Annotated in this window: 21 protein-coding genes and 1 pseudogene; 14 read left to right on the plus strand and 8 right to left on the minus strand. The window is 69.7% G+C overall.

Annotated elements, in window-relative coordinates; translation table 11 throughout:
• Nucleotides 1-1,911 (plus strand): annotated as a pseudogene (locus tag ABZ342_RS46840) (hypothetical protein); the annotation flags it as partial.
• A gap of 154 nt (nt 1,912-2,065) precedes the next feature.
• The gene (locus tag ABZ342_RS46845) at nt 2,066-2,758 is read left to right on the plus strand and encodes a CAP domain-containing protein (RefSeq protein ID WP_360487997.1); all 693 of its coding nucleotides are present in this window, start codon (nt 2,066-2,068) and stop codon (nt 2,756-2,758) included.
• Between the two features lie 4 nt (nt 2,759-2,762).
• On the opposite strand, the gene ABZ342_RS46850 is transcribed toward ABZ342_RS46845, so the two are convergent.
• The 3 genes from ABZ342_RS46850 to ABZ342_RS46860 all read right to left on the minus strand — a co-directional run bounded on the left by ABZ342_RS46850 (nt 2,763) and on the right by ABZ342_RS46860 (nt 6,789).
• Nucleotides 2,763-3,770: a cation diffusion facilitator family transporter gene (locus ABZ342_RS46850; protein ID WP_155548139.1), complete on the minus strand. Its 1,008-nt coding sequence runs from the start codon at nt 3,768-3,770 to the stop codon at nt 2,763-2,765.
• Between the two features lie 17 nt (nt 3,771-3,787).
• Complete coding sequence (locus ABZ342_RS46855) at nt 3,788-4,261, minus strand: DUF742 domain-containing protein (RefSeq protein WP_155548138.1); 474 nt, start codon at nt 4,259-4,261, stop codon at nt 3,788-3,790.
• 314 nt (nt 4,262-4,575) lie between these two features.
• Entirely contained in the window at nt 4,576-6,789 is a 2,214-nt protein-coding gene (locus ABZ342_RS46860) for a (Fe-S)-binding protein (RefSeq protein WP_155548137.1), read from the minus strand.
• 152 nt (nt 6,790-6,941) lie between these two features.
• Here ABZ342_RS46860 and ABZ342_RS46865 point away from each other — a divergent pair, with 152 nt between their 5' ends.
• Genes ABZ342_RS46865 through ABZ342_RS46880 form a run of 4 tightly spaced genes read left to right on the plus strand, consistent with a single transcriptional unit; the run spans nt 6,942 to nt 8,762 of the window.
• Nucleotides 6,942-7,271 carry a multidrug efflux SMR transporter gene (locus ABZ342_RS46865; RefSeq protein WP_360488002.1) on the plus strand — a complete coding sequence of 110 codons (330 nt, stop codon included), beginning with the start codon at nt 6,942-6,944 and terminating at the stop codon, nt 7,269-7,271.
• Nucleotides 7,268-7,828: a TetR family transcriptional regulator gene (locus ABZ342_RS46870; protein ID WP_155548135.1), complete on the plus strand. Its 561-nt coding sequence runs from the start codon at nt 7,268-7,270 to the stop codon at nt 7,826-7,828. Before ABZ342_RS46865 ends, ABZ342_RS46870 begins: the two co-directional genes overlap by 4 nt.
• Before the next feature lie 25 nt (nt 7,829-7,853).
• Complete coding sequence (cynS, locus tag ABZ342_RS46875; RefSeq protein ID WP_155548134.1) at nt 7,854-8,300, plus strand: cyanase; 447 nt, start codon at nt 7,854-7,856, stop codon at nt 8,298-8,300.
• A gap of 27 nt (nt 8,301-8,327) precedes the next feature.
• A complete protein-coding gene (locus ABZ342_RS46880; protein ID WP_360488006.1) occupies nt 8,328-8,762 on the plus strand; it encodes a GNAT family N-acetyltransferase in 435 nt (144 codons plus the stop codon).
• Here the strand turns inward: ABZ342_RS46880 and ABZ342_RS46885 are convergent.
• The 3 genes from ABZ342_RS46885 to ABZ342_RS46895 all read right to left on the minus strand — a co-directional run bounded on the left by ABZ342_RS46885 (nt 8,740) and on the right by ABZ342_RS46895 (nt 10,366).
• Nucleotides 8,740-8,910 carry a DUF397 domain-containing protein gene (locus tag ABZ342_RS46885; protein WP_360488009.1) on the minus strand — a complete coding sequence of 57 codons (171 nt, stop codon included), beginning with the start codon at nt 8,908-8,910 and terminating at the stop codon, nt 8,740-8,742. The two genes, ABZ342_RS46880 and ABZ342_RS46885, sit on opposite strands and share 23 nt — an antisense overlap.
• A 1-nt stretch (nt 8,911) precedes the next feature.
• Nucleotides 8,912-9,751 carry a helix-turn-helix transcriptional regulator gene (locus ABZ342_RS46890; RefSeq protein ID WP_360488012.1) on the minus strand — a complete coding sequence of 280 codons (840 nt, stop codon included), beginning with the start codon at nt 9,749-9,751 and terminating at the stop codon, nt 8,912-8,914.
• Nucleotides 9,752-9,832: 81 nt separating this feature from the next.
• Nucleotides 9,833-10,366 carry a YbhB/YbcL family Raf kinase inhibitor-like protein gene (locus ABZ342_RS46895; RefSeq protein ID WP_360488015.1) on the minus strand — a complete coding sequence of 178 codons (534 nt, stop codon included), beginning with the start codon at nt 10,364-10,366 and terminating at the stop codon, nt 9,833-9,835.
• A 168-nt stretch (nt 10,367-10,534) separates the two neighbouring features.
• On the opposite strand from ABZ342_RS46895, the gene ABZ342_RS46900 reads away from it, so the two are divergent.
• The 7 genes from ABZ342_RS46900 to ABZ342_RS46930 all read left to right on the plus strand — a co-directional run bounded on the left by ABZ342_RS46900 (nt 10,535) and on the right by ABZ342_RS46930 (nt 17,472).
• Nucleotides 10,535-11,305, plus strand: a complete 771-nt coding sequence (locus ABZ342_RS46900) for a DUF4097 family beta strand repeat-containing protein (RefSeq protein ID WP_155548129.1) — start codon at nt 10,535-10,537, stop codon at nt 11,303-11,305.
• Nucleotides 11,306-11,333: 28 nt separating this feature from the next.
• Entirely contained in the window at nt 11,334-11,567 is a 234-nt protein-coding gene (locus tag ABZ342_RS46905) for a hypothetical protein (protein ID WP_360488018.1), read from the plus strand.
• A 67-nt stretch (nt 11,568-11,634) separates the two neighbouring features.
• A complete protein-coding gene (locus ABZ342_RS46910) occupies nt 11,635-13,080 on the plus strand; it encodes an alpha/beta hydrolase (RefSeq protein ID WP_360488021.1) in 1,446 nt (481 codons plus the stop codon).
• Between the two features lie 179 nt (nt 13,081-13,259).
• Entirely contained in the window at nt 13,260-15,131 is a 1,872-nt protein-coding gene (dnaK, locus tag ABZ342_RS46915) for a molecular chaperone DnaK (RefSeq protein WP_155548126.1), read from the plus strand.
• On the plus strand, nt 15,128-15,835 hold the full coding sequence (grpE, locus tag ABZ342_RS46920; RefSeq protein ID WP_155548125.1) for a nucleotide exchange factor GrpE: 708 nt from the start codon (nt 15,128-15,130) through the stop codon (nt 15,833-15,835). Before dnaK ends, grpE begins: the two co-directional genes overlap by 4 nt.
• A gap of 36 nt (nt 15,836-15,871) precedes the next feature.
• On the plus strand, nt 15,872-17,041 hold the full coding sequence (dnaJ, locus tag ABZ342_RS46925; RefSeq protein WP_155548124.1) for a molecular chaperone DnaJ: 1,170 nt from the start codon (nt 15,872-15,874) through the stop codon (nt 17,039-17,041).
• 5 nt (nt 17,042-17,046) lie between these two features.
• Nucleotides 17,047-17,472 (plus strand): helix-turn-helix transcriptional regulator, encoded by a 426-nt coding sequence (locus tag ABZ342_RS46930; RefSeq protein WP_155548123.1) that lies wholly within the window; start codon nt 17,047-17,049, stop codon nt 17,470-17,472.
• A gap of 102 nt (nt 17,473-17,574) precedes the next feature.
• Here ABZ342_RS46930 and ABZ342_RS46935 read toward each other — a convergent pair whose 3' ends face one another.
• Both ABZ342_RS46935 and ABZ342_RS46940 read right to left on the minus strand, forming a co-directional pair.
• Complete coding sequence (locus tag ABZ342_RS46935) at nt 17,575-19,176, minus strand: ATP-binding cassette domain-containing protein (RefSeq protein ID WP_360488026.1); 1,602 nt, start codon at nt 19,174-19,176, stop codon at nt 17,575-17,577.
• A 315-nt stretch (nt 19,177-19,491) separates the two neighbouring features.
• Nucleotides 19,492-19,899 (minus strand): DUF305 domain-containing protein, encoded by a 408-nt coding sequence (locus ABZ342_RS46940; RefSeq protein WP_360488031.1) that lies wholly within the window; start codon nt 19,897-19,899, stop codon nt 19,492-19,494.
• Between ABZ342_RS46940 and ABZ342_RS46945 the strand changes: the two genes are divergently transcribed.
• Nucleotides 19,799-20,010: hypothetical protein (locus ABZ342_RS46945; RefSeq protein WP_360488028.1), on the plus strand; the 212-nt coding region annotated here is incomplete at its 3' end. The genes ABZ342_RS46940 and ABZ342_RS46945 overlap by 101 nt on opposite strands.

A 20,010-nucleotide genomic window follows, 5' to 3' on the forward strand; every position in this document is an offset into this window, starting at 1 on the left:
CAGCCGACGGGTACGCCAGGCAGCAGCCAGGCCGCAGGCGCACCAGGCACCGGCCAGCCGACGGGTACGCCAGGCAGCAGCCAGGCCGCAGGCGCACCAGGCACCGGCCAGCCGACGGGTACGCCAGGCAGCAGCCAGGCCGCAGGCGCGCCGACCATCGACACGCAGACCGCGACCACCCGAACCGCCGCCCCGCGAGCCACCGGACCGCGAGCCACCGGACCGCAGGCGCGAGCCACCGGCTGCGCCCAAGCGATCGACGGCGCCCTCGAACCCGGCGCGACCCGGGACTTCGCCTGCACCCTCACCGCCCCGGCCGACGACGTCACCGCCGCCGTCCAGGTCGCCGGCACTCCGCCCGTTGGTCCCGTGGTCACCGCCGACGCCAAGGCCACCATCGACGTCATCCACCCGGCCGTCACGATCAGCAGGACCGTCGACCCCAAGACCGTCCGCCCGGGAGACATCGTCACCTCGACGATCACCATCACCAACACCGGCGACAGCGTGCTGCGCGAAGTCTCCGTGGCCGACCCCGGCGCACCGGCATGCGCCAAAACCCTGGGTTCGCTGGAACCGCGAGCCACACAGACCTACACCTGCAGCGAAACCGCGAGCCCGGAAGACTTCACCGCCACCGCGAAGGTCACCGCCACCGACGCCACGAACCGTCCCGTGACCGCCACCGCCGGGGAACCGGTCGATGTCATCCACCCGGCGATCACCATCACCGACGACGCCACGCCCACGCAGGTCCGGCCGGGCGACACCGTCACGTTCACCCTCGTCGTCGCGAACACCGGCGATGTCCCCTTGACCAACGTGTCCATTGCGGACAGTCGCACTCCGGCGTGCGCTCAGACCATCGGCACCCTCCTCCCCGGCGCTCTCCAGCACCACTCCTGCACGGTAAACGCCGGCACCGACAATTTCGTGAGCTCCGCCACCGCGATCGGCACCGATCCGACGAACCGTCAGGTCACCGCGACCGACGACGCGTCCTACGCCGTCCTGCACCCCGCACTCGCGATCACGCAGGACGTGAACGGGGTCTTCCGCGAAGGCGACACCGTGCCCCTCGCGATCACCGTCACCAACACCGGCGACGTCGCGCTGACCGGTGTGCAGGTCAGCACGCCCTGCGTGAAAGCCTTCGACCGGCTCGAACCCGGTGCGACGCAGAAGTTCGGCTGCACCACGACCGCACCCCAGGACGACGTCGTGAGCACCGCGAAGGCCACCGCCACGGCCCCGATCGGCCCGCCGGTCACCGCCGAGGACGCCGACGAGATCGACGTCATTCACCCGGCCGTGAAGATCACCCAAGAAGCGAAGCCGGGCACGGTCCGCGTGGGTGACGACGTCACGTTCACGATCACCGTCACCAACACCGGTGACGTCCCGCTGACCAGCGTGTCCGTCGGCGCCGACGAGCCGTGCGCGAAGAACCTCGACACCCTCGCGCCCGGGGAAAAGCGGAGCTACCCCTGCCGGAGAAAAGCACCGGACGACGACTTCACCGCCACCGCGGAAGTAACCGGAATGGACACGGCCAATCGCTCCGTGCAATCGAAAGCCGAGACGAAAGTCGACGTCGTCCACCCCGAGATCGCCCTGATGAAGGACGCGGCGCCGTACGAAGTCCACGCCGGCGACGTCGTCACGTTCTCGATCCTGGTCAAGAACACCGGCGACGTGCCGCTCACCGCCGTGTCCGTCGTGGACGACCACACGGCGTCGTGTGCGCATACCGCACCCGATCTGGCCGCGGACGGCGAAATCACCTACACCTGCACCACGATCGCGGGGAAAGAAGGCTTCACGAGCAAGGCGACCGTCACCGGCCAGGACCCGACCGGCCGCCCGGTGACCGCGTCCGGCGAGGCTACCTTCAGTGTCCGAAGCGGCTGAACGGAGTAACGCCGAAGCGTCCGATTGCCGCGTAATCCGTGTCGGTCGTCGAATGCCGGCCGGAGAAATGTGACCAGTGCGTTCGTAGGGTTCTCGCTGTAATCGTTCCGTGATACGTTCTCGCGCCGTGTCCCCCATTGGTGAACGTGGTCGCGTGGTGATGGTGTCACTCAGTGTGCTGCTCGGCGTTTTCTCCGCCGCGACAGGCACCTGGATGGCCACCGCGGAAGGAAACACGGCCGAACTCGGCGCCGCGGCCTTGGTGCTGCCCGACGCGCCGGCCGGCTCCGGGGGTGGCAGCGGCACCGATCTCGCCGGCGGGCAGGTTCCCGGCGCGAAGCCGGCCAAGACGACGGAAGCTCCCGCGCCGACGACGTCGAGCGCGGCACCGACCCCGACCGAGACCTCCGAAGCCCCGAAGCCGACGACGTCGGAAGCGGCCCCGCCGCCCAGCACCAAGGCCGCGGCCCGCGTCGCGGCGTCGACCACCGAGCAGGTCATCTCCCTCGTCAACGACCAACGCGCGCAGGCGGGCTGCAAGCCGCTGACCGAGGAATCGCACCTGACCACGGCCGCCCAGGACTACAGCGACGACATGTCCGCCCGGAACTTCTTCGCCCACACCAACCCCGAAGGCGTCACGTTCGACCAGCGCATCAAGGTCGCCGGCTACTCGAAGCCGGGCGCGGAGAACATCGCGAAGGGGCAGACGTTCGCGGCGCAGGTCATGGACGCGTGGATGAACTCCGAGGGCCACCGCGCGAACATCCTGAACTGCTCGCTCGCCAAGATCGGCGTCGGTTTCACCAAGGCCGGCAACTACTGGGTCCAGGACTTCGGGTACTGACGGCCTACTGCCCCGGGGTGTTCCACCGCTCCGCGATGTCGCCGTAACGCGCCAGCACGGTCGCGCGCAGGTCGGGATCCGACCGCGGCACCGGCTCGATGAACACCTCGGTGACGTCGTTGAACGAGCTGGTCAGCTCGGCTGCGATCCGGACGCAGGCGCGTTCGACGTCGCCGGCGCCGAGCGAGTCGTCGAAGTCGACGCGGGTGCAGACGAGGACCTGGTCGGTACCCATCAGCATGGTCTGCAGGTCCACGACGGCCTCGATCTCCGGCGCGGCCGAGAGGTGGTCGCGGACGCCGCGGACGATCTCCGGGTTGGCCTGGCGGCCGATGAGCAGGCCGCGGTTCGTCCGCCCGAGCAGGTAGGCGACGAAGGCGAGCAGCACGCCGATGACGATCGACGCGACGCCGTCCCAGACCTCGGAGCCGGTGATCTGGTGCAGCCCGATGCCGGCGAACGCGACCAGCAGGCCGATCAGCGCGGCCGAGTCCTCGAACAGGACGGTCTTCGGCGTCGGGTCGTCGATCAGGCGGAGGTAGGCCCACAATGACCGGTTTTCGGCCTTGGACTCCCGGACGGTCTGCCGCACCGCCTGCACCCACGACGTGCCTTCGAGCAGGAAAGCCACCGCCAGCACGATGTAGCTGAGGATCGACGTGCTCTGCGCCTCGCCGTGGCCGAAGAGCGTCGAAACGCCTTCGTAGAGCGCGAACATCGAGCCCGAAGCGAAGATCGACACCGCGGCGAGCAGCGACCAGAAGTAGCGCTCCTTGCCGTAGCCGAAGGGGTGCACGCGGTCGGCCGGGCGGTCGGAACGTTTCAACGCGGTCAGCAGCAGAACCTCGGTGAACGTGTCGGCCACCGAGTGCGCCGCTTCGGAGAGCATCGCGCCCGAGCCGGTGATGATGCCCGCGATCAGCTTCATGATCGCGATCGCCAGGTTCACCCCACCGGCGAGCAGGACGGTCAGCGTGCTTTCGCCACCGGACTTTTCGGGTTCCTCGCTCACCCTGGTGAGCGTAATGGTCAGAGGCGGCGCAGGCCGTGCAGCACGCGCTCCATGAGCGCCACGGCCGGACGGCCGTCGGTGTTCACGCGGTTGTCGTGGATCGTGACCAAGCCCTGCTCGGCCATGTCGTCGAGCAGCACGCGGGCGACACCGAGGGGCACGCTGAGCCGGGCCGCGACCTCGGCGACCGAGCGCGGGTGGTGGCACAACGTGCGCACCGAGCGGAACTCGCCGCTCAGCCGGGCGCCGTTCCAGTGCGCCCCGGCGCGCGTCGAGACCATGGCCTCGATCGCCAGGTGCCGCCGCGACTGCGTCCGGCCGCGGGTGAGGACGTACGGGCGCACGAGCGTCCGCTGGACGGGAACGTAGCCACCGGACTCGACCATCCGGATCTCTTCGAGGGGCGGGTCGGTGCGGAGAGCGTGCCGCCCGCCCGTCGGGAGACGATCTTGCCCGCGTCCGCCCGGCGTGGTCCGCGGGTCCTCGCCCATCCTCGCTGCCCCCTGATTCGTCGTCGTCGAAGTGGCCTCGCTGGCAGCGGCGGCGGCGAGGAAACGTCAGGATACGCCGGAGCACGGGGCTTTTGGCCAAGGTTTCTTGTTGGCCTGATGGGCCATTTCGGTGAATATCATGAACATTATTCGGGAAATCGATTACCTTGACAAAATCCCAGCTAGTGGACGTGCAGATCGGTGACGGCCGGTAGCTCAGCGGCTACGGAAATGCGCGAACAATGCGTTTTTTGCAATGAAAACGGCCCCGGCCAGGAAGTCCTGACCGGGGCCGTGCACATTTCCGATCTATGTCACTCTTCTGCGAGTGACGGCGCTCCGAGAGCGATCGGCTTCGGCTCCGGCTTGCGCTTGACCGACTCGAGCAGCATCTGCGCGACGTCGACGATCTCGACCTTCTCGCTCGCGCCGCCGTCCGCTTGGCGGGCCGTGAGGCCGTCGTTCAGCATCACCTTGCAGAACGGGCAGCCGGTCGCGATCTTCGACGGTGCGGTGCCGAGCGCCTCGTCGACGCGCTCGACGTTGATCCGCTTGCCGATCTTCTCTTCCATCCACATCCGCGCGCCGCCGGCGCCGCAGCACATCGACTTGTCGCCGTGCCGCGGCATCTCGCGCAGCCGCGCGCCGGTCGCGCCGACGAGCTCGCGCGGCGCCTCGTACACCTTGTTGTGGCGGCCGAGGTAGCACGGGTCGTGGTAGGTGACGTCCTCGGCGACCGGCGCCACCGGCACCAGCTGCTTCTCGCGAACCAGGCGGTTCAGCAGCTGGGTGTGGTGCACGACGTCGAACTGGCCGCCCAGCTCCGGGTACTCGTTGGCCAGGGTGTTGAAGCAGTGCGCACAGGTCACGACGACCTTGCGCGCCTTGCGCTCACGTCCCTCGAACACCGAGTTCAGGACCTCGACGTTCTGCTGCGCCAGCATTTGGAACAGGAACTCGTTGCCCGCACGGCGCGCCGGGTCACCGGTGCAGGACTCTTCCGAGCCGAGCACCTTGTACTTGACGTCGGCCATGTGCAGCAGCTCGGCGACCGCGCGGGTCGTCTTCTTCGCGCGGTCCTCGAACGCGCCGGCGCAGCCGACCCAGAACAGGTACTCGGCGTCGCCCATGTCGCCGTCGAACACCGGGACCTCGAAGTCCAGGTCCTCGGTCCAGGCCAGCCGGTCCTTGGCGTTCTGGCCCCACGGGTTGCCCTTGTTCTCCAGGTTCTTGAACATGCCGTTCAGCTCGCTGGGGAACGACGACTCGATCATCACCTGGTAGCGGCGCATGTCCACGATGTGGTCGACGTGCTCGATGTCGACCGGGCACTGCTCGACGCAGGCGCCGCAGCTGGTGCAGGACCACAGGACGTCCGGGTCGATGACGCCGCCGTCGTCGCCGATCAGGGCCTTCTGCGACTCGGCGATCGCGAGGACGTCGATCCCGGCGTACATGTTGTCGCCGGACAGGCCCACCTCGTCGCCCGCCATGTCGCGCTTGCCGCCGGCCATCAGGTACGGCGCCTTGGCGTAGGCGTGGTCACGCAGCTGCGTGATGAGCAGCTTCGGCGACAGCGGCTTGCCCGTGTTCCACGCGGGGCACTGCTCCTGGCAGCGGCCGCACTCCGTGCACGTCGAGAAGTCCAGCCAGCCCTTCCAGCTGAAGTCCTCGATCTTGCCGACGCCGAAGGTGTCCTCGTCCGGGTCGGCTTCCTCGAGGTCGAGGACCTTGCCGCCGCTCATCATCGGCTTGAGCGCGCCCAGGGCGACGCCGCCGTCGGCTTCGCGCTTGAAGTAGATGTTGAAGAATGCGCTGAAGCGGTGCCAGGCGATGCCCATGGTCATCGTGCGCGCGACGACGATCAGCCAGACGGTGGCGCTCATCAGCTTGACGAACGCGAACACCGTGACCAGGTTCGGGCTGGCCGGCAGCAGCTCGCCGATCGGGTTCGAGACGAAGGCGGCCCACGTCGGCGTCTCGTGCGCGCCGAGCGCGGCCTTCGCGGCGCGGACGCCGATGATGCCGATGCCCTCGATCAGGACGACGGCCTCGATGAAGTAGGCCCACTTGAAGTTGGAGCCCTGGAAGCGGCTCTGGCGGTCGGCGCGGCGCGGGTGGTTGCGCTGGCGGATCGCCATCAGCACCAGGATGCCGACGATCGTGCCGACCCCGAGCAGCTCCATGAGCAGCTGGAACGGCGGGAAGTCGTCGAGGATCGGCCAGCCCCAGCTCGGGACGAAGACTTCGCCGTAGGCCTCGAACAGGGCCAGCGAGCCGAGCAGGAAGCCCCACATGACGAGCCAGTGCGCGGGACCGACGCTGCGCTTGCGGTTCATCCGCGTGTGCGCGGCGAACTCCTTGATCAGCGTCTTCATGCGCGGCACAAAGGGCCCGTTGCGCGTCGAGTCGGGCTGCCCGAGGCGGATCACCCGCACGAAACGGGCGATCGTCGCGGCGAACATGCCCCAGGCGACGAGGCCGAGCACGACGGAGATCCCGCCGAGCGTCAGTTGCAGAGCGCCCATCGTTCGGGTGCCTTTCGTCCGGAAAAACTGTGGTGGTGCCGGGAGACTAACCTTCCTTACTGATGAGTAACCCGTTGAGTGGCCCTAAGTCCCACCGATGTGGTGTACGTCGCTCTTTGTTTCGGGACGATCGTTCAGGTAGTTTTCACCCTATGGGTGCGTACCTTGTCCTCGCGCTGGCGATCGCGGCCGAGGTCTCCGCGACGGTCTCGCTGAAGCTCTCCGAGGGCTTCTCCAAGCTCGGGCCGTCGATCGTCGTCGTGGCCGGGTACGCCGTGGCGTTCGTCGCGCTGTCGTACGTGCTGAAGCTGGGGTTGCCGATCGGGGTCGCGTATGCGATCTGGGCCGCGGCCGGCGTCGCCCTGGTCGCGATCGTCGGCGTCGTGTTCCTGAAGGAACCGGTCAACGCGGCGATGATCGCCGGGCTGGCGCTGGTCATCGGCGGCGTGGTGCTGATCGAAATCGGGAGTTCATCGACGTGAAACTGCAGGTCGACGGCCGCAAGGCCCGCGGCGACAAGCGGCGCGCGGAGATCATCGAGGCGACGCTGCGCGTGATCGAGCGCGACGGCGTCGCCGGCGTCACGCACCGGATCGTCGCAGCCGAGGCCGGCGTGCCGACGACGTCCACGACGTACCACTTCTCGTCGCTCGACGACCTGCTCATCGCGACGCTCATCTCGTGCGCCCGGGACATGGCGACCGAGGTCTACTGGATGATCGACCGGGCCCGGTCCCGCGGTTCTCGTGGTGCTTCGGAGGTCGCGGGCCTGCTCGCGGAGGCCTTGGGGCCGCGGCGCGGGCGGACGATGGCCGAGTACGAGCTGTACCTGCTGGCGGCGCGGAAGCCGGAGCTGCGCCCGGCCGCGCGGCGCTGGCTGGACGTCCTGACGTCGATGGTCCGCCACGACGACGAAGTGGCGTTCCGGGTGTTCCTCGCGGGTATCGACGGGCTGCTGATCCAGGGCCTGATCGACGACGAGCCGCCGTCCGCGGACGAGCTGCGTCCCGTCGTGGACTACCTGATGAAACCGCGTTGAAACACCCCGGCTCTAGCGTCGGCGCATGACGACGAAGCAGGAAGCCGCCGAAGCCGTTCTTGCCGCCAAGACCCGCCTCGGGCTCAGCTGGGCCCAGCTCGCCGAGACCCTCGACGCCCCGCTCGCGTGGACGACTTCCGCGCTGCTCGGCCAGCACCCCGTGCCGGCCGAACTGGCCGCGAAGGCCGCGCAGGTCCTGGAGCTGAACACCGACGCCGAAGCGGCGTTGCGGCTGCAGCCCACGCGCGGCGCCCTCGACGACGTGGTCCCCACCGATCCGACGATCTACCGCTTCTACGAGGTCCTGCAGGTCTACGGGCCGACGATCAAGGAGCTCATCCATGAGCAGTTCGGCGACGGGATCATGAGCGCGATCAACTTCAAGCTCGACGTCTCGCGGCGCGAAGACCCGGGAGGCGAGCGCGTCGTCGTCACCATGGACGGGAAATTCCTCAAATATCAGTGGGGCTGATCGAGCAGCCTGGGTTAGCTTCCGGGCATGCGGACTTTCGGTGAATACGAGCTGGACGACGATCGCACGCGGCTGGACCTCGAAGTGGTGTGGAAGTTCTTGTCGACCGAGGCCTACTGGGGCCGTTGGCGGACGCGCGCGCAGGTCGAGGCCGCGATCGACGGGTCGTGGCGCGTCATCGGCGCCTACCGCGGTGATGAGCTGGTCGGCTTCGCGCGGGCGTTCTCCGACGGGGTGTCTTCGGCGTACCTGGCCGACGTCTTCGTCGTCGACTCCGCGCGGGGAACCGGTCTCGGCAAGGAGATCGTGCGGGAGATGATCGACAACGGGCCCGGCGCGGGCTTCCGCTGGATGCTGCACACCGCCGACGCGCACGGGCTGTACCGGCAGTTCGGCTTCGGTGAGCACACCAAGGGCCGCTACCTGGAGCGTGAGGGCGTCAACGCGGAGTCGCTGCGCTGAGGCGTAGGAAGGCGTCCCACGATCGGGTGGAGATTTCGAGCGTTCCGCCCGGGCGGTCCTTCGTGTCACGGATCCGCACCACCTGAGCGAGCGCAACCTCCACGCATTCGGCTTCCGGCCCGCTGTAGCTCGACTTCCGCCAGGTCACGTCAGGCCTCCAAGTCAGCGATCACCCCCTCGACGAACGCGCGCGATTCGGCCGCGCTCAAGGCGAGGGATGCCATGGTCTTCGCAGCGGACTTGTAAGCCGCCACCTGATCGTCATCGTAGAGGTACGCGCTGCCGCGGTACTGATCCAGGAAGACGATGGCGGGCAGGTCGAAGTACTCGAAAACGCTGAAGGAACCGTTGAGCCCGGGGTGGTAGTCGCCGCCGGATGGGACCACGCGCACCTCGATCCGCCGCGGGAGGTCGAGCAGGTGCCGGAGCTGTTCGAGCAGGGTCTCCTGGCCGCCGACCTCCTGGCGGAGCGCGACTTCTCCGAGCACGATGGAACATTGCGGCGCGCGGTGCTCGCGCAGCGCGGCCTGGCGGATCATCCGCACCCGCAGGCGCTGGTCGATCAGCTGTGCCGGAGTGCCGCCGCGGGCCAGGATCGCCCGCGCGTAGTCCGGCGTCTGCAGCAGCCCGTGCACGACCATCGGCTGCCAGCTGAAGATCGAAACCGCCGTGCGCTCGTACTCGGCCAGCGTCGTGAGGATCGCCGGGGCGTCCGGCATCTCCTTCTCCAGCCAGTTCGGTTCCCGCGCGTGCTCGGCCAGCTCGAACAGCCGCTCCCGCTCGGCCACGTCCACCCGCAGCTGCCCGAGCAGGAGCGCGACCTCCTCGACCTTGGGCACCCGCAGCCCCAGCTCCCAGTTGGACAGCTCCGCCGGGTGCACGCCGGTGGCCCGGGCCAGCTGGCGCAGCCCGAACCCGCGCTCCTGGCGCGTCTTCCGCAACCCGAACCCCAGCGCTCTCGACCGGGGTGTCGCTATCGGTGGTGACATGACCGCAGTGTGTCATCGACCACCGACAAAAACGGGCCCGGCACCGTTGCCGATCCGCAACAGCGCCGGGCCCGGGAAACCTCAGCCCTTGTTCTCGTACACCGGCGTGATCACCGCGCGGGCGAGCGTGTGGCCGAACATGTTGAAGCCCAGGAACGCCGGGGTCGCGTCCTCCGGGACGTCCAGCTTGTCGACGTCGAGCGCGTGCACCGCGAAATAGTAGCGGTGCGGGCCGTGTCCGGGCGGGGGCGCCGCGCCGAGGAACTGCTTGACGCCGCCGTCGCCCTTCAGCGAGACCGCGCCCTCGGGCAGCCCCGAGCCGTCGCCCGCGCCGGAGGCCAGCTCCGTCACCGACGGCGGGATGTTGAACACCGCCCAGTGCCAGAAGCCGCTGCCGGTCGGGGCGTCCGGGTCGTAGCACGTGACCGCGAAGCTCTTCGTCTCCGCCGGGAAGCCTTCCCAGGCCAGCTGCGGCGAGCGGTCCTCGCCGCCGGCGCCGAAGATGCCCGAGAGGTGGGGCGTGGCCAAGGTTTCGCCGTCGGCGACGTCGGTGCTGCGGAGGGTGAAGGACGGCACGTCGGGCAGGGATTCGTACGGGCCGGGTGCTTGCGGCATGGATCCTCCTGATCACGAAACTGAGCCTGGCGCCAGGTTAAGCCCCCCGAGCCACCCCTGCGTGTCAGGGACGGATCTCAGGGTCTTTCGGGGGGTTACCCCCATGTGCGCACCCCTCACCCGGCCATAACGTTTCTCACGCAGAGGAAACAACTGAGGGGAACGACCATGGCGCGCCCGCTTCTGGCTCTGGGTGGCATCGTCCTGATCGGCGTCGGCCTGGCGACCGCGTTCGGCTGGGGCTGGGGATCGGACTTCGACAACAGCAAGACCCTCTCGGAGACGATCCGCAGCGTGAAGCTGGAAGGCGACTCGGGTTCGGTGAAGATCCGCACCGGGACGGGACCGTCGACGGTGCACGAAAAAATCAACTACCACTGGCGCAGCAAGCCCGGTGACACCTTCTTCCGCGTCGACGGCGACCAGCTCGTGCTCACCGACTGCGGGAGCAACTGCTCGGTCGACTTCGAGGTCGTCGTCCCCGCCGGGGTGCCGGTGACCGGCCGGCTGGACTCGGGCGGGCTGGACGTCGCCGGGGTGGCGAGCGTGGACGTCCAGGCGGACTCCGGGCACGCGCGCGTCGAAGACGTGCCGGGCCTGGTGAAGCTGCGGCTGGAGAGCGGCGGGATCGACCTGTCGGACGTCGGCGAGGTCCAGGTGCACGCCGACTCGGGCCGCATCAAGGCCGAAGGCGTGCGGGGCCCGGTCGACGTGACGTCGTCGAGCGGCAGCGTCGACTTCTCGTTGGTGCAGGCGAACAACGTCAAGATCAAGGCGGACAGCGGAAGCGTCGACGTCGAGGTGCCGGGCGGGCCTTACCGCGTCGTCGGCGACAGCGACAGCGGGCGCCGGAACATCGACGTCCGGACCGACGGCTCCGCGCCCAACACGCTCGACCTCACGACCGAAAGCGGCAGCGTCACGGTCCGCGCGGCCTGACCTTTTCCTTACTACGGGGGCTTTTCACATGGGCAAGATCGAACGGCGCGTGCTGGCGGCCGCGCTGCTGGGTGCCGTCGCGATGTTCGGCGTCGTGGGATTCACGCGGGGGGAGGGGGCCGTGGCGCCGGCGCAGGGGGTGCCGGTCGCCGCGGATTCCCACTATCGAGTGACTTCCTGGGCCGGTACTCCGGCAGAAGTCGTTGTGCAGCAGGGAAACTCGGATTTCTTCCTGTCTTCCTGGACCGGCCGCCGCTCCTGAACTGTCGGGGGTCGCTGTTAGGAATGGGGTGCGCCGAAGGACGGCGTGCAGGGGGAGGAACCAAGTCATGGACGTGCGCCGGGTCGTCGCGGTCATCGCGGCGGTCGTCGTCATGGGGGCCGTGCCGGCTGTCGCTTCAGCGTCTTCTTCGCTGACGTGGCAGCCGTGTGCGACACAGCAGGAGCCGACAGCCGAGTGCGCGACGGTCGACGTACCGATCGACCGCGCGCGGCCCGAGCTGGGGTCGGCACGGCTGGCGCTGGCGCGGTTGCCAGCGGCCGATCAAGCGCATCGGATCGGCTCGCTGCTGGTGAACCCGGGCGGGCCGGGTGGCTCCGGCGTCGGGTTCGTGCAGTTCGGTGGTCTGGCGTCGCCGGACCTCGGGCGGCTGCGGCAGGGCTTCGACGTCGTGGGCTTCGACCCGCGCGGCGACTGGTTCAGCACGCCCCGCATCACGTGTGACCCGGCGACGTTGTTCGATCCGGCGCTCGACCGGTTCCCGTCGTCCCGGCGGGGGTTCGACGCGCTGGTGGCGCACAACCGTGCGGCGGGCGAAGACTGCCTGGCCCGGACCGGGCCGTTGCTGGCGAACGCGGACACGCAGAGCGCGGCCGAGGACATCGAGACGATCCGCGCGGCGCTCGGCGAGCCGAAGATCTCGTGGCTGGGCCTGTCGTACGGCACCGAGCTGGGCGCGGTCTACGCGTCGAAGCACCCCGGCCGGGTGCGGGCGATGGTGCTCGACGGCGCCATCGACCACGCCCGGCCGCTGCGCCAGGCGATCCTCGAAGAGGCGGCGGCCACCGAGGACGCGCTGGTCCGGTTCGCGGACTGGTGCCGCGGCTCGGCCGACTGCGCGTTGCGAGGGCGTGATGTCCTCCGCTTCTACGACGACGTCGTGGCCCGGGCGGCGCGCGGTGCGGTGTGGGCGAGCGACCTGGGCCGCTCGGCGACGGCCGACGAGATCTCGGCGGGCGTCTACAACCACCTCTACCTCCGCGAGGAGTGGCCGGCGCTGGGCAAGGCGCTGGCCGCGGCCGGCGGCGAGTTCCCGGACGCCCGTGGGCTCACCGAGCGGAACCAGTTCCTGTCCCCGATCTACGGGGCGTACCGGGCGATCGGCTGCCACGACTTCCCGTCGCCGTTCACCGGGCCGGCGGACATGGGGGTGCTGGCCGGGCTGGTCCGCGCCGTGGCGCCGCACAGCTGGCGGTACTCCGAGTACTGGGACTTCGTCAGCGGCTGCACGGGCTGGCCGGTCCCGGCGAAGAACCCGCCGCAGCCCCACCCGGTCCACGGCGCACCGCCGATCCTGGTGGTCGGCGGCGCCCACGACCCGGCGACGCCGCTGGCCTGGGCCCGTGGCCTGGCCGCGAGCATCGACGGCTCGGCCCTGCTGACGCGTACCGGTGACGGCCACACGGGCCTGTTCAACTCGGCGTGCGCCCGCGCGGTGGAGGTGGAGTACCTGGTGAGGGGTGTCACACCCGCTCCGAGCCCGATCTGCCGCTGAACCCGGGAACAAGAACCCGGACCGGCTCGTTAGGCTGGGTACGAAGGTTGAGTGCGGTCGACTCAAGTACGACTTGACGAGGCGCACGAGGGCCCGACTAAACTTGCCAGAGCCTCGCTCAAGGCGAGGAAGAACGTGCAGGTCACGTACACAGCAGGCTTACACAGGAGGAAAGCACCATGGCGCGAGCGGTCGGCATCGACCTCGGCACGACCAACTCGGTCGTAGCCGTCCTTGAGGGCGGCGAGCCGACGGTCATCGCCAACTCTGAAGGCTCCCGGACCACCCCTTCGATCGTCGCCTTCGCCAAGAACGGCGAAGTGCTGACCGGTCAGCCGGCGAAGAACCAGGCCGTGACGAACGTCGACCGGACGATCCGGTCCGTGAAGCGGCACATCGGCACCGACTGGAAGACCGAGATCGACGGCAAGAACTACACGTCGCAGGAGATCAGCGCCCGGGTGCTGATGAAGCTCAAGCGCGACGCCGAGGCGTACCTGGGCGAGACCATCACCGACGCGGTGATCACCGTCCCGGCGTACTTCGAGGACGCGCAGCGGCAGGCCACCAAGGAGGCCGGGCAGATCGCCGGCCTGAACGTGCTCCGCATCGTCAACGAGCCGACCGCCGCCGCGCTGGCGTACGGCCTGGACAAGGGCGAGAAGGAACAGACCATCCTGGTCTTCGACCTCGGTGGCGGCACCTTCGACGTCTCGCTGCTGGAGATCGGCGAGGGCGTCGTCGAGGTCCGCGCGACCTCCGGTGACAACCACCTCGGTGGCGACGACTGGGACGAGCGCATCGTCAAGTGGCTGGTCGACAAGTTCAAGGCCACGAACGGCATCGACCTCACCAAGGACAAGATGGCGCTGCAGCGCATCCGTGAGGCGGCGGAGAAGGCGAAGATCGAGCTGTCCAGCTCGAACTCGGCCGGCATCAACCTGCCCTACATCACGGTCGACGCCGACAAGAACCCGCTGTTCCTCGACGAGCAGCTCTCGCGCGCCGAGTTCCAGAAGATCACCTCGGACCTGCTCGAGCGCACCCGGAACCCGTTCAACAACGTGATCCGCGACGCGGGCATCGCCGTCGGCGACATCGACCACGTCGTGCTCGTCGGTGGTTCCACCCGCATGCCGGCCGTGTCGGACCTGGTCAAGGAGCTGACCGGCGGCCGCGAGCCGAACAAGGGCGTGAACCCGGACGAGGTCGTCGCGGTCGGCGCTGCGCTGCAGGCCGGTGTCCTCAAGGGCGAGGTCAAGGACGTCCTGCTGCTGGACGTCACCCCGCTGTCGCTGGGCATCGAGACCAAGGGTGGCGTGTTCACCAAGCTCATCGAGCGCAACACCACGATCCCGACCAAGCGCTCGGAGATCTTCTCCACCGCGGACGACAACCAGCCGTCGGTGCAGATCCAGGTGTTCCAGGGTGAGCGCGAGATCGCCGCGCACAACAAGAAGCTCGGCATGTTCGAGCTGACCGGTCTCCCGCCCGCCCCGCGTGGCGTGCCGCAGATCGAGGTCACCTTCGACATCGACGCGAACGGCATCGTGCACGTCCTGGCCAAGGACCTGGGCACGAACAAGGAGCAGTCGATGACGATCACCGGTGGCTCCGCGCTGCCGAAGGACGACATCGAGCGGATGGTCAAGGACGCCGAGGCGCACGCCGAGGAGGACAAGACCCGTCGCGAAGAGGCCGAGACCCGCAACCAGGCGGAGACGCTGGTCTACCAGACCGAGAAGTTCCTCAAGGACAACGACGACAAGCTGCCCGAGGACCTCAAGGGCAAGGTCAAGTCCGCGATCGACGAGTCGAACGAGGCGCTGAAGGGCACCGACTCGGCGAAGATCCGTGAGTCGATCGAGAAGCTGAACACCGCTTCGCAGGAGCTGGGCACCGCCCTGTACGCCAACGCGAACGCCGACGCGGCGGCCGGTGCGGCCGGTGCCTCGGGTGCGGCCGGCGGCGACGCCGGTGCGGCCGGCGGCCAGGCCAAGGCCGATGACGTGGTGGACGCCGAGATCGTCGAAGAGGACGAGAAGAAGTGACCCACAGCTACGACGAATCCGAGAGCCAGGGCCGCGGCCCCGAGGAGCCGGTGGTCGTGCGGGATCGGCGGCGGGTGGACCCCCAGACCGGGCAGGTCCGCCCGCCCGGTCCGGCCCACGCCGCGCCGGAGCCGGAAGAGGAGCCCGTGGAGCACGCGGGCCCCTCGCTGGGCGAGTCCATTGTGGACGACTCGGTGTCGGTTGTCTCCGACATCGAGAAGGAGCTGGCCGAGCGCACCGCCGACCTCCAGCGCCTGCAGGCTGAGTACGCCAACTACCGCAAGCGGGTCGAGCGTGACCGCGAGGCGGTCGTGCTCGGCGCGAAGGCGACCGTGGTGAACGACCTGCTGCCGCTGCTCGACGACCTCGAGCGGGCCGAGCAGCACGGTGACCTCACCGGAGCGTTCAAGGCCGTCGGCGACAAGCTGATCAGCGGCCTGCAGCGCGCGGGGCTCGAGTCGTTCGGCAGCGAAGGCGAGGCCTTCGACCCGAGCGTGCACGAAGCCGTGCAGCACAACACCTCGCCGGACGTGGCGGGCCCGACGGTGACCGTGGTCATGCGCCGCGGCTACCGCTTCGGCGACCGGGTCCTGCGGGCGGCGCTGGTCGGGGTCACCGACCACGAGCCCGGCGGCCCGGCGGAGCACCCGCCCGTCGGTGGCGAGCTGCCACTCGGCGGCGGACTCGATGACCAGCAGCAGTAAGCAGTATCCGGTTCACCTGGAAGGAGGAGGCGCCCGATGAGTGCTCGGGAATGGGTCGGTAAGGACTTCTACCGTGAACTGGGCGTCTCCTCCGACGCCACCCAGGACGAGATCAAGAAGGCCTACCGCAAGCTGGCCAAGGAGAACCACCCGGACGCGAACGCCGGCAACGCGCAGGCGGAGCAGAAGTTCAAGGCGGTCTCCGAGGCCTACGGCGTGCTCTCCGACGCGAGCAAGCGCAAGGAGTACGACGAGGCGCGGCGGCTGTTCGGCGGCGGGGGCGGGTTCAACTTCCCCGGTGGCGGCGGCACCGGCAGCTTCGACGTCGGCGACATCTTCGGCCAGGCCGGCGCCGGTCAGCAGGGCGGTTTCGGCGGGCTCGGCGACATCCTCGGCGGGCTGTTCGGCCGTGGCCGGACGACGGCGGGCGCGACGGCGAACCGGCCGCAGCGTGGGGCCGACGTCGAAACGGACGTCCGGATCGACTTCACCGAGGCGGTCAAGGGCGCGACCCTGCCGCTGCGGCTGTCGAGCCCGGCGACCTGTTCGACGTGTGGCGGCAACGGCGCGAAGCCGGGCACCTCGCCGCGGACCTGCCCGACCTGCTCCGGTTCGGGGCTGGTCAGCCGCAGCCAGGGCGCGTTCGCGTTCTCGGAGCCGTGCCGCGACTGCCGTGGACGCGGGCAGATCATCGACGACCCGTGCCCCGAATGCGGTGGCGAAGGCGTCAGCACGCGGACCCGCACGCTGACCGTCCGGATCCCGTCGGGCGTCGACGACGACCAGCGGATCCGGCTGGCCGGCCAGGGCGAGCCGGGCCGGGGTGGCGCGCAGGCGGGCGACCTGTACGTCCGGGTGCACGTGGCCCCGCACGCCTTGTTCGGGCGTAAGGGGCTCGACCTGACGATCACCGTCCCGGTCGACTTCACCGAACTCACGCTCGGCACCACGATCACGGTGCCGACGCTCGAGGGCAAGGTCTCGCTCAAGGTGCCGCCGGGCACCGCGAGCGGGCGGGTGCTGCGCGTGCGCGGCAAGGGCATCGCCAAGCGCGACGGTTCGCAGGGTGACCTGCTCGTCACCCTCCAGGCGGCGATTCCCGCCAAACTGGACGACAAGGCGCGCGAAGCACTGCAGGCGTACGCCGAGTCGATGGCCGGGCACGACCCCCGGCCCGAGATCACTGAGCTGCTCGAAGGCAGGTGAGTGGGATGTTCGGCGGGATCCCCCAGGAAGGCGACGAAGAGACCCCGGTGTTCGTCATCTCGGTGGCGGCCCAGCTCGCCGGGATGCACGCGCAGACGTTGCGCACCTACGACCGGCAGGGCCTGGTGTCGCCGGGCCGCACCTCCGGGGGCGGGCGGCGCTACTCGATGCGGGACATCGCGCTGTTGCGCGAAGTCCAGCGCCTGTCGCAGGAGGACGGCGTCAACCTGGCCGGCATCAAGCGCATCATCGAGCTGGAGAACCAGGTCGACGCGCTGCGGGCCCGGCTCGCGGAGCTGACCGAGGAACTGGCCGCGGCCTACGTCGCGGGCGAACAGGCCGCCGCGGCGGCGCACGCGTCCTACCGCCGGGACCTGGTGCCGCTCAACCAGCAGACCGCGATGGTCGTCTGGCGTCCCAAGCGCCGCTGACTTTCCGACGTACCGAAGGCCTCCCCGGGTGACCGGGGAGGCCTTCGCGCGTTACCAATCCGGCCAAAGGTAGGCCGACCCCGCCGCGGCAGGTAGTCGTTGCTACGAAGCCGTTCGGCCGTGGCTGTGGTCGGATTGGTAACGATCGGCACAGTAGAGGTGCAGCCGGGGCCAGGTCGCGAGATCCGTCAGCATCCGGCGGTCGTGCGTCGCCACGACGACCGCGGCCGGGGTCTCGAGCAAAGCCTCGGTCAGCTCCTCGACGAGCACCGCCGACAGGTGGTTGGTCGGCTCGTCGAAGACGAGGACGTCCGGGCGTCCGGCCAGCCGCAGTGCCAGGTCGAGCCGCCGCTGCTGACCCTGGGACATGCGGCCGACCGGGGTCCGCAGGGCTTCCGCGTCGAGCAGGCCCATGGCCGAAAACGGGACGCCCGCCCGCTCGAACAACCGGCGAGCGGTGACTTCTTCCGGCCACGCGGGGACTTCCTGGCCGATCAAGGCCACTTTCGCGCCGGGCAGGTGCCGGACCGACCCCGTCGTCGGCGTGAGCTCGCCGGCGAGCGCGGACAGCAGCGTCGACTTGCCCGCGCCGTTCTCGCCGGTGACGAGCAGCCGGTCACCGCGGTCGAGCGACAGCGTCACCGGGCCGGCGAGGCGGCCGGCGACGCCGACGTCGTGCAGGCGGACCAGCGCCTGAGCGCCGGAGCCGAGATCGGGCCACCGCAACGACAACGGCGGCTCGGGCACGGTCACTCGGTGCGCCTCGAGCGCTGCCCGTTCCCGGTTGAGCGCTTGGACGACGCCGGGGGCGCGGGACTGGCGCTGGTGCCGTCCGGTGCCCTTGTCCGGTCGCCAGCTCGTGCTGAGCCGGTCGCGTGCCTGCGTCACCGCGAGCGTCAGCTGCCCGTGCGTGTCCTGCTGCTCCTCGAACTCCCGCAGCCAACGTTCGCGGTCACGGCGGCGGCCGTCCTGCCAGGCCTGGTAGCCGCCGGCGTAGCTGCGCGGGCGGCCGTCCTGGCTGGGGTCGAGGTCGAGGAACTCGGTGGCGACGTCGCTGAGCAGCGCACGGTCGTGGCTGACCAGCGCGACGCCGCCGTCGTGGCCGCGCAGGCGGTCGGTGAGGAACGCGAGGCCGCCGGCGTCGAGGTGGTTGCCGGGCTCGTCGAGCAGCAGGAAGTCGTGCCGCGCGCCGAGCAGGCAGGCCAGCCGGACGCGGTAGCGCTGCCCGACCGAGAGCGTGCTGAGCTCGCGGGTCCGGTCGGCGCAGGCGTTGAGGGCTTCGAGGGCGACGTCGACGCGGCGTTCGGCGTCCCACGCGTCGAGGCGCGTGGCCGCTTCGAGCGCTGCGGCGTAACGGTCTTCGTCGAAGTCCGAAACCGCCGCTTCGAGCGCGTGCAAGGCTTCGTGCGCTTCGCGCAACGCCTCGGTGGTCAGCGTGCCGACGGTTTCGCCGGACCGGAACGGCAGCGCCTGCCGGGCGACGCCGACCGTGCCCGTCCGGTGGACGGTGCCGTGGTCGGGCGCCCGGAGTCCGGCGAGGACGTGCAGCAGCGTGGTCTTGCCGCGCCCGTTCTCGCCGACGATGGCCAGCCGGGACCGGGCCGAAACGGTGACGCTCACGTCGTGCAGGACGCGGCGGGAGCCCAGCGTGACGCCGACGTGGTCCGCGCGCAGGTGGGCGTGCTCGGGCAGGAGGGAATGCAAGGGATGCTCCGCAGCTCTGGAGGGAGCCGGGCAGCACGAAAGCGGCCGCCCGGCGAAGGCCGGAACGGCGGGCAGGGAAAGGAGATCGGTGCGCCGCCGTCAGCGGCGGGTACGCAACCTCGCGAAGACGGCGAAGGAGAACGTCACGATCACGAGGCTAACCCGGCGCGCAGGCATGGCCAACCGAATATCGACGCGGTGAAGGGGCGGGAGTAGACGGCCGAACCGCGGGCGACCCGCGAGAAGAAAACGCACCGGCCGCGAGCAGCCGGGCAGGGGGCTGCTCGCGGCCGGCACCCCGGGGCCGCGGGGACGTCAAACCTTGAAGTTCAACAGCTGCTTCACTTCGGCACTCCGCGACTCGATGACCCGCCGGGCCAGGTCGCGGGCTTGGGCGTTCACCCCGCCGCTCGCTCCGTTCTCCGTCTGGGCCAGCTCGACCGCTCCCTGCTGCTGGCCGGTCAGGACGTCGAGGAACTTGCGCGGGAACTCCGGGGCCGCGGCCGTGCGGAGGGTTCCGACCAGGTCCGGCGAGGTCATCTTCATGCCGCCGTGGCCCGCGTGGGCCTGGGGGTTCATGTCCATCGCCTCGGGCTGACCCCACGCGCGCAGCCAGTTCTTCATGTCGGTGATCTCGGTCTGCTGGGTCGACTCGATCGCCGCCGCCAGTTCCTTCAGTGCCGGGGGCAGGGGGTGGTCCGCGGCCAGGCGGACGATCTCGATGCCCTGCTGGTTCTGGGGAGACGCCCGCGTAGCCCAGGCTCAGCGTCTCGCGGTCGACCCGGACTTCGCGGTCCTGCAACGGGCGCACCAGGTCGTCGGCGGCGTCCATCA

It is taken from the genome of Amycolatopsis sp. NPDC005961, from assembly GCF_040629235.1.
GTDB lineage: Bacteria > Actinomycetota > Actinomycetes > Mycobacteriales > Pseudonocardiaceae > Amycolatopsis > Amycolatopsis camponoti.